Annotated in this window: 22 protein-coding genes; 19 read left to right on the top strand and 3 right to left on the bottom strand. The window is 41.9% G+C overall.

The window, feature by feature from the left end:
* Nucleotides 1–14 precede the first annotated feature (14 nt).
* Nucleotides 15–401 (top strand): hypothetical protein, encoded by a 387-nt coding sequence (locus NAQ_RS02960; protein ID WP_245871695.1) that lies wholly within the window; start codon nt 15–17, stop codon nt 399–401.
* On the opposite strand, the gene NAQ_RS02955 is transcribed toward NAQ_RS02960, so the two are convergent.
* A complete protein-coding gene (locus tag NAQ_RS02955) occupies nt 398–604 on the bottom strand; it encodes a hypothetical protein (RefSeq protein WP_100182178.1) in 207 nt (68 codons plus the stop codon). The two genes, NAQ_RS02960 and NAQ_RS02955, sit on opposite strands and share 4 nt — an antisense overlap.
* Before the next feature lie 50 nt (nt 605–654).
* Nucleotides 655–1932, bottom strand: a complete 1278-nt coding sequence (locus NAQ_RS02950) for a PQQ-dependent sugar dehydrogenase (protein WP_245871694.1) — start codon at nt 1930–1932, stop codon at nt 655–657.
* A gap of 82 nt (nt 1933–2014) precedes the next feature.
* Here NAQ_RS02950 and purC point away from each other — a divergent pair, with 82 nt between their 5' ends.
* Nucleotides 2015–2839, top strand: a complete 825-nt coding sequence (gene purC, locus NAQ_RS02945) for a phosphoribosylaminoimidazolesuccinocarboxamide synthase (RefSeq protein ID WP_100182177.1) — start codon at nt 2015–2017, stop codon at nt 2837–2839.
* Between the two features lie 305 nt (nt 2840–3144).
* Nucleotides 3145–3663, top strand: coding sequence for an ArsR/SmtB family transcription factor (locus NAQ_RS02940; RefSeq protein ID WP_100182176.1), 519 nt, complete (start codon nt 3145–3147; stop codon nt 3661–3663).
* Here the strand turns inward: NAQ_RS02940 and NAQ_RS02935 are convergent.
* Nucleotides 3656–4072 carry a DUF371 domain-containing protein gene (locus NAQ_RS02935; RefSeq protein WP_100182175.1) on the bottom strand — a complete coding sequence of 139 codons (417 nt, stop codon included), beginning with the start codon at nt 4070–4072 and terminating at the stop codon, nt 3656–3658. The genes NAQ_RS02940 and NAQ_RS02935 overlap by 8 nt on opposite strands.
* A 52-nt stretch (nt 4073–4124) precedes the next feature.
* On the opposite strand from NAQ_RS02935, the gene psmA reads away from it, so the two are divergent.
* From psmA to NAQ_RS02855, 16 genes are all read left to right on the top strand, one after another.
* Nucleotides 4125–4862 (top strand): archaeal proteasome endopeptidase complex subunit alpha, encoded by a 738-nt coding sequence (psmA, locus tag NAQ_RS02930; protein WP_100182174.1) that lies wholly within the window; start codon nt 4125–4127, stop codon nt 4860–4862.
* 6 nt (nt 4863–4868) lie between these two features.
* Entirely contained in the window at nt 4869–5681 is an 813-nt protein-coding gene (locus NAQ_RS02925; RefSeq protein ID WP_100182173.1) for a putative RNA uridine N3 methyltransferase, read from the top strand.
* A gap of 179 nt (nt 5682–5860) precedes the next feature.
* Nucleotides 5861–6853 (top strand): 50S ribosomal protein L3, encoded by a 993-nt coding sequence (locus NAQ_RS02920; protein WP_100182172.1) that lies wholly within the window; start codon nt 5861–5863, stop codon nt 6851–6853.
* Entirely contained in the window at nt 6850–7659 is an 810-nt protein-coding gene (gene rpl4p, locus NAQ_RS02915) for a 50S ribosomal protein L4 (RefSeq protein ID WP_100182171.1), read from the top strand. The genes NAQ_RS02920 and rpl4p overlap by 4 nt, the downstream gene beginning before the upstream one ends.
* A complete protein-coding gene (locus NAQ_RS02910; protein ID WP_100182170.1) occupies nt 7656–7922 on the top strand; it encodes a 50S ribosomal protein L23 in 267 nt (88 codons plus the stop codon). Before rpl4p ends, NAQ_RS02910 begins: the two co-directional genes overlap by 4 nt.
* A gap of 38 nt (nt 7923–7960) precedes the next feature.
* The gene (locus NAQ_RS02905; RefSeq protein WP_100182169.1) at nt 7961–8356 is read left to right on the top strand and encodes a 30S ribosomal protein S19; all 396 of its coding nucleotides are present in this window, start codon (nt 7961–7963) and stop codon (nt 8354–8356) included.
* 5 nt (nt 8357–8361) lie between these two features.
* A complete protein-coding gene (locus NAQ_RS02900; RefSeq protein ID WP_100182168.1) occupies nt 8362–8820 on the top strand; it encodes a 50S ribosomal protein L22 in 459 nt (152 codons plus the stop codon).
* A gap of 4 nt (nt 8821–8824) precedes the next feature.
* Nucleotides 8825–9562, top strand: coding sequence for a 30S ribosomal protein S3 (locus NAQ_RS02895; protein WP_100182167.1), 738 nt, complete (start codon nt 8825–8827; stop codon nt 9560–9562).
* A 1-nt stretch (nt 9563) separates the two neighbouring features.
* Nucleotides 9564–9767 (top strand): 50S ribosomal protein L29, encoded by a 204-nt coding sequence (rpmC, locus tag NAQ_RS02890; RefSeq protein WP_100182166.1) that lies wholly within the window; start codon nt 9564–9566, stop codon nt 9765–9767.
* A complete protein-coding gene (locus NAQ_RS02885; RefSeq protein WP_100182165.1) occupies nt 9764–10009 on the top strand; it encodes a ribonuclease P protein component 1 in 246 nt (81 codons plus the stop codon). The genes rpmC and NAQ_RS02885 overlap by 4 nt, the downstream gene beginning before the upstream one ends.
* Nucleotides 10006–10305: a 30S ribosomal protein S17 gene (rpsQ, locus tag NAQ_RS02880; protein WP_100182164.1), complete on the top strand. Its 300-nt coding sequence runs from the start codon at nt 10006–10008 to the stop codon at nt 10303–10305. The genes NAQ_RS02885 and rpsQ overlap by 4 nt, the downstream gene beginning before the upstream one ends.
* A gap of 1 nt (nt 10306) precedes the next feature.
* Nucleotides 10307–10744 carry a 50S ribosomal protein L14 gene (locus NAQ_RS02875; RefSeq protein ID WP_100182163.1) on the top strand — a complete coding sequence of 146 codons (438 nt, stop codon included), beginning with the start codon at nt 10307–10309 and terminating at the stop codon, nt 10742–10744.
* Nucleotides 10745–10748: 4 nt separating this feature from the next.
* Nucleotides 10749–11219: a 50S ribosomal protein L24 gene (rplX, locus tag NAQ_RS02870; protein ID WP_100182162.1), complete on the top strand. Its 471-nt coding sequence runs from the start codon at nt 10749–10751 to the stop codon at nt 11217–11219.
* Nucleotides 11220–11936, top strand: coding sequence for a 30S ribosomal protein S4e (locus NAQ_RS02865; RefSeq protein WP_100182161.1), 717 nt, complete (start codon nt 11220–11222; stop codon nt 11934–11936). It begins immediately after the preceding gene.
* Nucleotides 11937–11938: 2 nt separating this feature from the next.
* Entirely contained in the window at nt 11939–12460 is a 522-nt protein-coding gene (locus NAQ_RS02860) for a 50S ribosomal protein L5 (protein WP_100183409.1), read from the top strand.
* A complete protein-coding gene (locus tag NAQ_RS02855; protein ID WP_100182160.1) occupies nt 12457–12633 on the top strand; it encodes a 30S ribosomal protein S14 in 177 nt (58 codons plus the stop codon). The genes NAQ_RS02860 and NAQ_RS02855 overlap by 4 nt, the downstream gene beginning before the upstream one ends.
* The last annotated feature ends 7 nt before the right edge of the window (nt 12634–12640 follow it).

Genomic DNA, 12640 nt, shown 5'->3' with positions numbered 1-12640 from the left:
GCTAAAATCACGCTGTGGCGACATACAGGTTCTTTATCATTGCGGGTGTTGCAGCAATTGCAATAATTGGAATTCTTACTGTACTGTCACTAACAAAAGGTGTCATATCTACACAAGAATATCAGATAGATGTGGACCCGTTCAAAGACCCACAAAATCTTTTTGTCACAGCCAGAGTGATGATTCAAAACACTGGCTCTAAACCTCTTACCAACATTGTGGTAAACTTTGGCAATGGCGACATTCAACCACTGGGGACACTAGAGCCAGGACAAAAGGTGATTTTATCTCCTCCAGAAGACAATTCCTTACAACAAGTAGTGGTAACTGCAGACAATGGAATATCAATCATCAAAGAGTATAGGGCTCCACCCAAAATGGTTGGAATGATGGGAAGCTAAGTCCAGGCTTTTTTGTCCTTTTTCCAGACTCGAACATCGTCGACATAAACTTGGTCCTCATAATCAAATACTGTGTGCCATTTCTTGTCATGTGGCAGCATTTTGTCTAGCTCTTTGACATTATTGTTTGTAGGGTATCTGTTGGTTAGTGCCCCCCACTTCATGTTTGGGATCTTGGGCATGATTTCATTTATGTCGCGCATTGTATGGTTTTGGGAAAATCTATTGATAAATTTTTGTACTATCTATCTGGTTAGGATTTTCTTTTCTTTATTATCACTCTGACCAACATTGCAGCAACAACTGCAACTATTATGGTTGCAACAATCGCAGATGTGGTCAGTATGTATTCTATTGGGAATTCTGTTTTTGGTGCATCTGGGATTGGCTGCTCGCCTGATGCTGTGGGGATTATTCTGTAAATCGCCCCCTGTGACAATGACAAAATGTACAAGAATCCGTCAGGACCTAGCTCAATATCCGTCGAACAACCAAATCCACTTCCAACTATGATTTCATCTGGTGAATCGTCTACATTTAGCACCAAGTCTTGCAAATCAGGCGATTCAAAAATAAAACCCGTTCTATCTGGATTGAGGGTAAATCTGTAGAGATTGCCTGTGTTGCAGTCAACTACAAAGACCTTGTTCTCTTGTCCTAGTTCCTTACTGCCAAATTCAATTGCTGTGGGGGCGACGGGTTTTTGCCAGCTAAATTCGGGATTGCTGTATGCATAATTTTCGTATTTTGGCAATGAATCAATTTTGGTTTGATTGTCTGTTGGACCCATAATCTCAATCCAACCACTGTTAAAGTTCTCTGGCACAAAATTGATCTCGTCATATTCGTCAGGCCCGTTTTCAGTATCCCAAAGGTTGCCAGTAACAGGATCGATTACAAGGCCAAAGCTGTTTCTAATTCCAATTGCATAATATGGGCCGGGTGGGTCGACTCGTAAAATCACGCTGGTGTCATTTTTCCATTCATGGGGCCTATTCTGCAGCCAACCATAATTCCCATTATCTCCAATTACTGCATAGACTTGACCGTTGTGGTTTGTCATTGCGCCACCATTGTGATAAAAGTTATCGCTTGGTAACGTCTTTAGCAATACTGGATCAACAAGCTTGTCCCCATTCCAAGTATATTTGAAAACTCTATTCTCTATTGCTTTACCTGCGTCAGAATCTGCCGCCGTAAAATAAAGATAAACATCATTTCCTATTGTGGTGATTCCAAGCATTCCCCGCTCTCCATCTTTTGCAACCGACACGTCTAGGACAGGCCACGGACTGAGCTGACCGTCTCGCACCAATCTTACCAGTCCGGTATATCGCTCCAACACCAATAGGTTGTCGCCAACAAAGGCCATTGTAGTTGGGCTGTTTGGAATGCCTTCATTGACATAGCGTTCTACTGTTAGGCCTTGATCGTATATGACCGGACCTGAATCTCCACTATTCCCAGTATGGCTTGCAAAGGCAGGCAAAAATGACATGGAGACACACAGAGCCAAAAGAAGAATCTTCACGTCTTTTCTTACCATATCATAATTAAAAATCCACTCAAAAATTGTTATAACGACTGGTTTTGCTTTAGATCTTGAGTGTAATTTGAAATTCATAGGTTCTGGTAAGGTAAAAGACGTCTATGACATGGAAGATGGCACTCTACTTTTCAAATTCAGCGATCGTGTATCTGCATATGATGTCAAGTTTCATGATCCGATACCACACAAAGGCGAAGCACTAACAAAATTTGCAGAATTCTGGTTTGAGAAACTACCTGTCAAAAATCACTTTGTAAAATCGGTTTCAAAAAATGAAATCATTGTCAAAAAAATGCAAATGATTCCTGTAGAATGTGTAGTACGTGGATATTTCTATGGTAGCCTAATTTCACGATGGAATGCAGGCGAAATCGTAATTCCAGAAGGGAGCAAAACCGAAATTGCGGCCAAACTGCCAAAGCCGATCTTTGATCCTACAACAAAATCAGAACATGATGAACCAATCAACAAAAAAATTGCACTAGAACGAAAACTAGTAACTGAGGACGAATACAATTTCCTAGAATCCAAATCGCTTGAAATCTATGATACAATGTACGGGATTGCAGATGCCGCAGGATTCATACTGGCAGACCTCAAACTGGAGTTTGGCAAGCTTGATGGGGTAATCACACTAGGTGATTCAATAGGTCCAGATGAATACCGAATGTGGCCAAAGGAGACATATGTCGTAGGCAAGATACAAGAGTCCTACGACAAACAAATTCTGCGTGATTGGCTTACTGCAAACGGATATCAAAAACAATTTGATGATGCAAGAAAGGCAGGCAAAGAACCAATAGCGCCCTCCATACCGCCTGAGATTATACAAAAAATGTCAAGTCGATACGTAGATTCCTACAAACTAATTTCTGGCAAGACTCTTTAGGCACAAAGTATTATTTTCAACTCGAATTGCGAGTTGAGCCAACCATTCTGATGCCATCCTTACATTCATTTTGGAACCAAAGTTTCCCAAGCTGCCAAATTTTTAGATTTTTTCAAATTACTAGTTTTGATACTAGAATTATAACATTATTACTAATGTTATTGTATTGCAACTACATTCCTAGTAGCAAAAACAATATTTCTGTTTGCACTACGAGATTTTTCGTAGTGTAAAAAAGTTAATGCGATTGGACAAAAAAATGTGATACTAGGATCTTTTAGCTGAACGCTTCAGATGCAAGTATCATGTCAACATTACTAGAAAAAACAATCAAGGTCAACCGAGTGGTAAGCATCTCAGTTGAACACGCAAAGGCCCTGGAAGATCCTGCCAGAGTAAAGATAGTGGAAATGCTGTATCACAAACAACTAACAGCGGAACAAATCGCAAAGGAACTCCAAAAAAATGGACACAACAAAGCCATCACCACAATCCGACATCATTTGGACATTCTCAAAGAAGCAGGCCTAATTGAGATAGTAAAAATTGAAGAAGTGAGGGGGGCCATTGCAAAATTCTATGGTACCTCAATCAAACTGTTCTCAAATTCATCATCAAAAGACTTTGATTCGAAATACTCCTCGATGATAAAAATAACATCCGCAAAAATTGAGAAAATTCTAGAAGGTATTGCAAAAAAGCCGGCACTACAAAAAAAGTCAGAATCTGCTTACAATGAATTTGTCCTCACCGAAATCGTAAATCGGGCTATGGCAAATGTTCTTGAAAACAAGGACCTTACAGGACAAAAAAAGATCAAGTAACTTCGATTACAAACAATCCTTTTGTTTTAGGGTTTTGTAATTTTTTTATCATTTTTCTTGGAATATCATCAGATGCCTTGTCGCATCCAATTGCCAAGGTTCGCGGACAAAGAAAATTACTTTTCCTAATTACAATGTCGTGGGGGTTTTCTAGTCTGAGATCTTCATGACCTTTGCCCTCGATGACAAACTCTTCATCATCAACTTGAATTGTAATTATTATCTTTGATTCAGATCGGCGGAGTTTTTCTTTTAGATTTTCTGGTATGCTCACACAACCATGATCTGCACCAACCCCGACTATGCAGTCTCCTTGAAGTGTCAGATCGTGTTCTGTTGTGATCTCTATTGTCCTTGTGTGTAGCGCCCGCACGTTTTCATGTCCGAAAAATGGAATCTCAAATCGCACGATTCACGCATGACTAGACTTAAATTAAACTTTCAAAGATCTCAAAACAGAATTGCTTCCTTCTCAACAAGGCTATGACAGAGCTATTACAATATTTTCTCCGGATGGACGACTCTATCAAGTAGAATACGCAATCGAAACAGTACGACGCGGAGCAATCGCAGTTGGTATTAAAAGCAAAGACGGAATTGTAATGGCAGTAGAAGAAAAACCACGCAAATTACAAATCTCTGAATCAGCTCATAAAATTTTCCAAATTGATGAACACATCGGATTTGCAGCAGCTGGCTACATTCCGGATGCCCGAAGTCAAGCAGACAATGCGAGATTTTTCTCACAGAGTAACAGGATAATTTACGATGAAGCCGTAGACGTTGAAACAGTCGCAAAACATCTTGCAGACCAATGCCAACAATACACTCAGTTTGGTGGAGCAAGACCATTCGGCGTCGCATTAATCATTGGTGGCGTCGACTCTAATGGTAACTCACTATATCTGACTGATCCCAGTGGAACCTACATCGCATATGATGCAGTCTCAATTGGTGCAGGCTCTGAGCAAGCAAATGACTTTCTTGAAAAGAACTTCAAACATGATCTATCATTAGATGACGCAGCTGCACTTGCTACTTCCTGCATCTACATTGCAAGTGATCAAAAAGAAGGGACAGACCACATCAAAATGTCAATTATCAAATCATCAACCAAGCAATTTGAAAAAGTAACTCCAGAGCAAATTGCAAATTATGCAAAGCTTGGAAAACAAAAGTTCCCAATTCCAAATGCGTAGAATTTTTTGAATATCTCTGTAGCAATTCCAGATTCCTGTCTTAAAGACGAAGCAACCAAGCTAGACAAGTCTCGCAAAGTCTCCATAATTGCAAGAGCATGTGCGATTTTTGGCGTACAAACGATTTTCATCTACGATGAAGGCCAAGGCAACACGTCCGATCGGCTACTCTTGGCAACCATACTGCGATATTTGGAAACGCCACAATATTTGCGCAAAACAATTTTTCCAAAAATAGATGACCTTCGTTATGCAGGAATAATGCATCCTCTGCAAATCCCACACCATTCACTGTCCTCGAATCCAAAAAACATCAAGCCCGGTGATGTACGTGAAGGTGCAATCATATTTCACAAAGGAAAAAAGTTCATCGACATTGGAATTCACCAAATGCTTCCGTACTATGGAAAAGAATGGGACAAAAAACGAGTCACAGTCCAAATCAAAACCACAGATCCGATAACATTCAAAGAAATCTCAGAGCACGAAATCAAGCAATATTGGGGCTACAAAGTCAAAGAACGCCCAAGCTTAATCAAAATCCTAGAAGAATGGAGTGGCACCATAATTCTAACATCACGAAAAGGCAAAGAAATAACACAAAAACAGCTCCAAGAATATGGTCACACCGATAAGCCTTTGTTGGTGGTTTTTGGCGCACCAGATCGAGGACTGTATGACATTTTAGGCAACAAGATAAACCAATTCCAAAACGCAAAAACATTCAACTTTTTCCCAAATCAGGCAACCGATACTGTGCGCATGGAAGAATCCATGATCGGAATCTTGTCGATTCTGAACATGGCACATTCAAATTAAGTCCCACCATCACCGTGTTATGGCAAAGAAGAATTTTCTTTTGCTAGCAATAGGCCTAGGGATTGCAGGTGTCATAATTGGCGCAATTTCAATTCTGTATAGGATCAGCGGACTAACAAATCCGTAACATTCGTTATCTTTAGGTATATAATGGGGTTAACAATTGTTTTCGATTATCCATGGGTCATAGAAAACACAGCCAGCCACGCCGTGGTAGTCTTGCATATCTGCCTAGAGGACGTGCCAAAAGCATGGAACCAAGAATCAGAACCTGGCCGGACATTGTATCTGAGCAGCCAAAGCTTTTGGGCTATGCTGGATTCAAAGTCGGATGCATCCAAATTGTAAGCATTGATGATAGAGAAAAAACACCAAACCATGGAAAACAACTAGTCAGCCTTGGTACTGTAGTTGCAACACCACCAATCTCAGTAATTGGAATTCGCGGATATTATGAAGACATTGATGGTGCACATGCATTATTTGACGTCTATTCTAACGATATGCCAAAAGAAGTTTCAAGATTATTCACACTAAAACCAAAAGAAGGAACACTAGAGCGAGCAGAAAAAATGCTAAATCGCACAAGTGAACTATATGCAATTGTCGCAGTACTGCCAAACAATGCAGGAATCTCACAAAAGAAGCCATATGTTTTTGAAGTTGCAGTAAAAGGTGGCGACCTCAAAAAACAATTTGATTTTCTAAAATCTCTCTTTGGAAAGCAAGTCAAAGTAGAAGAAGTCTTTGAGCTTGGCTCAAGCGTTGATGTAGCATCAATTACCAAAGGCAAAGGATGGGAAGGTCCAATCACAAGATGGGGTGTCAAGAAAAAGCAGCACAAATCAAGAAAGTCAGTTCGAGCTCTTGGCACATTGGGTCCAATCTCACCGTCTAGCATCATGTACACCGTACCTCGCGCAGGCCAGCGTGGTTTCCATCAAAGAGTAGAATACAACAAACGAATCATGATCATGAGTAACACCGACAAAGACGATTTCAAAATCAACCCAACTGGCGGATACAAACACTATGGGTTTGTCAACGGCGACTTTGTGGTTCTCAAAGGCTCAGTTCCAGGAACATACCGAAGACTAGTAAAACTTAGAACCCAAGTAAGAAATGTTCCAAACAAAGTTCTCAAGCCAAACATATTGGAGATTGTAGTATGAAAACACAAACACTGTCACTGACTGGCACAAAGCAAGATGAAATCGAGTTGCCAATGGTATTCTCAACACCAGTAAACAAGGATCTAATTCATCGAGCATTTGTCAACTTGGACTCTCACCACTACCAAAGACAGGGAAGAATGCCCTCTGCTGGGCAAAACACAGTTGCTGCATCAAACGATCCGCCAACAGGTCACGGCCAAGCAAGAGTTGCAAGAATTCGTGGCGGCGGTCCAAGACGTGGACAAGCTGCCAAAGTCGCAATGGTCAGAGGCGGAAGACAAGCACACCCCCCAACATCTGAAAAAATAGTCTACAAGAAACTAAACAAACAAGAAAAACGACTAGCGCTATGTTCTGCAATTGCAGCTACTGCTTCAAAGGACTTGGTCTCCTCACGAGGACACATCATCAAGGGAATTGAATCATTTCCAGTAATAGTATCTGATGACATTGAAAAGATCTCTAAAGCAAAAGAAATCTCCAAGGTGCTGTCTGCACTAAAGTTGTCTGGTGACATTGAGCGACTAGAAAAAAGAAAGGCACGTTCTGGCAGATCATCCATTAGAGGAAGAAAAACAAAGACGGGCAAATCAATTCTCTTTGTAACCAAAGACGCAAAATCCCTATCCAAGGCATGCGGTGCATTCCTAGGAGTAGATGTGAGAGCAGTAAGTGATCTATCCATCCTAGACTTGGCTCCAGGTTCTAGTCTAGTTAGATTAACAGTTTACACCAAGGGGGCAATAAACGAAATTGGAAACCTAAAGTCACGCCATCTTGAACTTATGGAGGCACTACAATGAATACCACACAAGCAACAAAAATAATTCTAAGACCATACGTCACAGAAAAGACATTCTCGCTAATTGAAAAAGACAACAGGATCTGCTTTATTGTCGACAAGGACGCAAGCAAGGCGACAATCAAAGAGGCAATCAAGATACTATACGAAGAAAACGCAATTGATGTCAATACCGCAAGAACAATTTCTGGCAAAAAAGCGTTTGTCAAATTTGAAACTGTCGAAAAAGCACGCGACCTTGCAACAAAGATAGGAATGCTATAATATGGACCGCAAAAATTCAAACCTACAGGTGTCAATAAATGGTTAAGGAATTCGACTATAGGGGCATTCCATTGGATCAACTCCAAAACATGTCGCTAGAAAAATTATTCGAGCTATTCCCAGCGAGAGCAAGACGATCCCTTACCCGTGGAATCACCGACGGCAAAAGAAAACTAATTGAAGAGATCAAGGCGGACAAGGCAGGCAAGTCCAAGAATCCAATCAAGACACACATCCGAGATCTTATTGTACTGCCATACATGGTAGGAGTAACAGTTAACGTATTTTCTGGAAAGGAATTCGTTCCAGTAACAATCACACCACAAATGATTGGCCACTTTATCGGCGAATATGTTAGAACAAACAAGCGAGTCGTTCACGGTGCACCTGGCGTCGGAGCATCAAGATCCAGCTTGTATGTACCATTAAAGTGATTACTATGCCAGACTTTGGTTACGCTTTTCAAAACTTTGACTCGACAAAACACGTCAGAGCATCAATTCGAGAAAAATCATTCTCTCACAAGCATGCACGTGAGGTAGCCAAAATGATCAAAGGCATGTCTATTGAAAAGGCACGAGATGCATTACAAGAAGTAATCTCACTGAAAAGAGCAGTCCCATTTAGAAGATACAAAAACGAAGTAGGACACCGCTCTGACACTGGCGTAATGTCTGGTCGTTACCCAAGAAAGGCTGCTGAGGAATTCATCAAGTTACTGGATAATCTGGAAGCAAATGCCGAGTACAAGGGAATGGACTTGGACAGACTCAAAATCATTTCTGCAAATACACACAAGGGTGTTCTAATCAAGCGATTCACTCCAAGAGCACAAGGCAGGGCAACTCCAAAGAACAACGTCCTAACACACGTCGAGCTGGTGGCTCAAGAGGTTTAGAAAAATGTCTTCAGTCAAAAATGTAATCAAAGACAACTACAACATGATGCTTCTCAAAGATTATCTCCGAAGTGCAATCAAAGAGGCAGGATTCTCACACGTTGAGATTTCCAAAACTCCAACTGGCACTAGAGTTGTACTACATGTAACACGACCCGGTATCGTAATTGGTAGAAAAGGAACCGGAATCAGAGAACTAACCGAAACTCTGGAGAAAAGATTCGGCCTAAAAAGCCCACAAATAGCAGTAAATGAAATTTCACAGCCAGAGCTTACCGCAAGTGTCATGTGCAACAGACTGGCGCAGCTAATCGAGCGAGGAACAGCATTTAGAAGAGCAACAATGTGGACACTGCAACAAATCATGAATGCTGGCGCAATGGGAGTCCAGATCACAGTTTCAGGCAAACTTCGAGGTGACCGTTCATCCTTTGAAAAACACTCGCTGGGAGTTTTACCACGAGCAGGCCACTCTGCAAGCATCATAGTTGACGAAGACACAACACCGATTCCAACCCCTATGGGCTACATCGGCGTTAGAATCAGAATTGCAAGAAAGGAAAGATACATTCCAGAATTTGAGCTAAAGGGCAAAAAAGAAACCAAAGAAGAGCGCGAAATCAGACTGGCAAAAGAGGAATCGGAACGTATCGCAAGAACAGAAAGCGAGCAAGTCAAACTCGACCAGGAAAAGATTGAGCAAATGGATCTCATGGAAGAAGTGGAGGAGAAACTAAAGTAAAATGGCCCAATTAAAGATGAGGTCAATCAGAGAGCTAAACGAGGTTGATCTTAAGTCAAGACTAGAGCAATCACGAGTCGAGCTTGCAAAGATGAGAACCGATGCCGCAAAGGGAACTCTGCGCAAGGAATCCGGCAAAATTCGTGCACTGCGAAAAGAAATCGCAAGAATGCTCACAAGACTAAACGAGATGAAAAAGCAATGATGGCACTAAACTCCGAATTCATTGGATTGCACACAGAAATTGTAGACTCGAATAACACATCACTGATTGGCCTAAATGGTAAAATCGCATTTGAAACTCAGCAAACCTTTACAATTAACACAAACCATGGCCAAAAAACCATCCCAAAACAGCACACCTCATGGAAGTTTGCAAACGATCAAGTCATTAATGGCAATCTAATAGCAAAAAGACCAGAGGACAGAATAAAGGTGAAAGCATGACAGAACAACCCAAAGTCTACAAAGGAATCATAACTGACAACGGCGAGCACCTCAGCGTCAGAGGCAAGCTATTCGAAGGTAAAGTAGTCAGCGCCAAGAACAAAAACACAGTAGTTATCCAGCGAGAAAACCCACTGTATATCACCAAGACAAAACGATACGCAAGAAGCACAAGCACAATCCATGCTTACAAGTCAGCTAAACAAGAAATCAAAGAAGGCGACATTGTAGTTGCTGCAGAATGCAGGCCAATTGCAAAGTCAGTATCATTTGTAGTAGTGGAGGTCAAGTCATAAAATGTCTACAGGAAAATCCCGCGCAGTATCCGCAAAGGGCGTACAGGAATTCCGACCATATGTAACCCGCGCACTACCACTGGGCGCTAGGATCACATGTGCAGACAACACCGGCGCAAAAATCTTGGAAATAATCATGGTAAAGAGAGCAAAGACAAGAACATCTCGATATCCATCTGCGGCAGTCGGCGACTTTGTAAATGTTGTAGTAAAGAAAGGACCAGCAGAGCTCAGAAAACAGATCTTTGGTGCAGTAATCATTAGACAAAAGTATCCAATTAGAAGATTAAATGGAGTCCGTGTCTCATTTGAGGACAATGCCGCAGTACTTGTAACGCCAGAAGGCGAAATCAAGGGAACCGACATCAAAGGACCAGTAGCAGCCGAAGCATCCGAGAAATGGCCAAGAGTAGCAAACCTGGCATCAATGGTGGTATAACACAATGAAACCAACTACAATCCGCAACAGGACAATTTACCAAGCATCTCAGTCTCTTAGAAGCAAGCTTCTCTGCGGCCATCTCTCCAAGGACCTCAAAAACAAATACCACAAGCGAAGCGTCCGAGTAACCGAAGGCGATACGGTAAAAGTGGTTCGAGGGGAATTCAAGGGAGTCTCTGGAAAAGTAACTCGAGTTTCTGCCATGAAAAATGGAGTCGCAGTTGAAGGAATCAAAAAAGAAAAACTAAAGGGCGGAAACCTAGACGTATTCATACACACATCAAATGTTATAGTAACTGATCTAAACACCGAGGACAAGTGGCGAGCAGCAAAGCTGGAAGGCAAATCAACCAAGCCAGCAAAGGAAGCAAAGCCAGCAGCTCCAAAACCAACACCAAAAGCAGAAGCGCCAAAAAAAGAAAAGCAAGACAAAGAAACAAAAGCAGCCAAACCAAAAAAGGAGAGTAAGTAAATGCCACGAATAGCAGGAAGCAAGAAACTCAAAAGACAAATGGCTCCAATGTTTTGGGGCATAACCAGAAAGAGCCCAAGATTTGTAACAACGGTACGACCAGGACCACATTCAAAGAATTTCTCAATTCCTAGCGCAGTCTTCCTCCGGGACACACTAAAACTGGTCACAACAGCAAGAGAGGCAGAATATGCCATATACAACGGCAAGGTATCAGTTGACGGAGTAAAAAGAAAGTCAGTCCACCACGGAATCGGACTGATGGATGTTGTGGAGCTAGCAGGAGTCCAAGACATTTACAGACTGGTCCCAAAGCAGGGCCACATACTAGAGCCAATCAAGATAAAGTCATCAGAAAAATCAGTCAAGCTAGTCAAGGTCACAAGCAAGACCACAATTCGAAAGGGCAAAACCCAACTAGGATTCCATGATGGTCGCTCACTAGTCTCTGACACAAAGGCAAATGTTGGAGATTCATGCCTCATGCAGGTGCCGGAACAAAAAATCAACGAGGTACTTCCGCTGGAAAAAGGCGCCAAAGTATTGGTAACCAAAGGAGTAAACGCAGGACAACTAGCGGACGTCAAAGAAATCAAGGAAGGAACATTCGTTCTTCCAAAGAGAGCATTATTATCATTAGGCAAGCGTGAAATCGAAATTCCATCAGATCTTGTAATGGTGGTTGGCAAAAAGGAGCCAGTAATCCAAATAGCGTGATAATCATGTCGGCAACACAAAACGCAATGAAAACAATTCGACTAGAAAAAGTAGTCCTCAATATGGGTGTAGGCAAGTCCGGAGATGCGATCGAAATTGCAAAAAGAGCACTCGACCAGATCTCTGGCAAAAAATCATGCTCCCGGGACGCCAAGGGCACGCAACGAGACTGGGGGGTTCGAAAGGGAGAGCCAATCGGAGTCGCAGTAACAATAAGAGACGAAGACGCAACCATACTGCTAAAACGACTGCTAGAGGCAGTAGGAAACCGACTAAAGGGAAGATCCTTTGATAATTTCGGCAACGTTTCCTTTGGAATCAAAGAGCACATCGACATTCCGGGAATAAAGTACGATCCACAAATAGGAATCCTTGGAATGGAAGTTGCAATCACGCTAACAAGACCGGGCTTTAGCATCAGGCTTAGAAGCAGACACAAGGCCTCAGTTGGACACGAACACAGAATCTCAAGAGAAGAAGCCCAAGAATTCTTAACTAGGGAGTTTGGAGTGACCATCATATGAAGGACAGATCATACGAGTATACTGGAAGACACAAGCACGAATTCGGAAAAGGCTCACGATGGTGCAAGCGATGCGGAGACTATACAGCAGTAATCCAAAAATACAACCTTATGATCTGCAGACGTTGCTTCAGGGAAGTAGCAAATTCGCTGGGCTTTTACAAATATCGGTGATCAAACA

Source organism: Candidatus Nitrosotenuis aquarius (genome assembly GCF_002787055.1).
GTDB lineage: Archaea > Thermoproteota > Nitrososphaeria > Nitrososphaerales > Nitrosopumilaceae > Nitrosotenuis > Nitrosotenuis aquarius.
Note: the sequence above shows the minus strand (reverse complement) of the source record. Positions and strands in the feature narration are given on the sequence as shown.

Bases quoted from the DNA above. Each gene is read 5' to 3' on its own strand.
- NAQ_RS02875 (WP_100182163.1), top strand. From the start codon at position 10,307: ATGTCTACAGGAAAATCCCGCGCAGTATCCGCAAAGGGCGTACAGGAA.
- NAQ_RS02865 (WP_100182161.1), top strand. From the start codon at position 11,220: ATGCCACGAATAGCAGGAAGCAAGAAACTCAAAAGACAAATGGCTCCA.
- NAQ_RS02940 (WP_100182176.1), top strand. From the start codon at position 3,145: ATGTCAACATTACTAGAAAAAACAATCAAGGTCAACCGAGTGGTAAGC.
- rpl4p (WP_100182171.1), top strand. From the start codon at position 6,850: ATGAAAACACAAACACTGTCACTGACTGGCACAAAGCAAGATGAAATC.
- NAQ_RS02885 (WP_100182165.1), top strand. From the start codon at position 9,764: ATGATGGCACTAAACTCCGAATTCATTGGATTGCACACAGAAATTGTA.
- rplX (WP_100182162.1), top strand. From the start codon at position 10,749: ATGAAACCAACTACAATCCGCAACAGGACAATTTACCAAGCATCTCAG.
- NAQ_RS02920 (WP_100182172.1), top strand. From the start codon at position 5,861: ATGGGTCATAGAAAACACAGCCAGCCACGCCGTGGTAGTCTTGCATAT.
- NAQ_RS02900 (WP_100182168.1), top strand. From the start codon at position 8,362: ATGCCAGACTTTGGTTACGCTTTTCAAAACTTTGACTCGACAAAACAC.
- NAQ_RS02895 (WP_100182167.1), top strand. From the start codon at position 8,825: ATGTCTTCAGTCAAAAATGTAATCAAAGACAACTACAACATGATGCTT.
- NAQ_RS02955 (WP_100182178.1), bottom strand. From the start codon at position 604: ATGCGCGACATAAATGAAATCATGCCCAAGATCCCAAACATGAAGTGG.
- NAQ_RS02855 (WP_100182160.1), top strand. From the start codon at position 12,457: ATGAAGGACAGATCATACGAGTATACTGGAAGACACAAGCACGAATTC.
- NAQ_RS02910 (WP_100182170.1), top strand. From the start codon at position 7,656: ATGAATACCACACAAGCAACAAAAATAATTCTAAGACCATACGTCACA.
- rpsQ (WP_100182164.1), top strand. From the start codon at position 10,006: ATGACAGAACAACCCAAAGTCTACAAAGGAATCATAACTGACAACGGC.
- rpmC (WP_100182166.1), top strand. From the start codon at position 9,564: ATGGCCCAATTAAAGATGAGGTCAATCAGAGAGCTAAACGAGGTTGAT.
- NAQ_RS02905 (WP_100182169.1), top strand. From the start codon at position 7,961: ATGGTTAAGGAATTCGACTATAGGGGCATTCCATTGGATCAACTCCAA.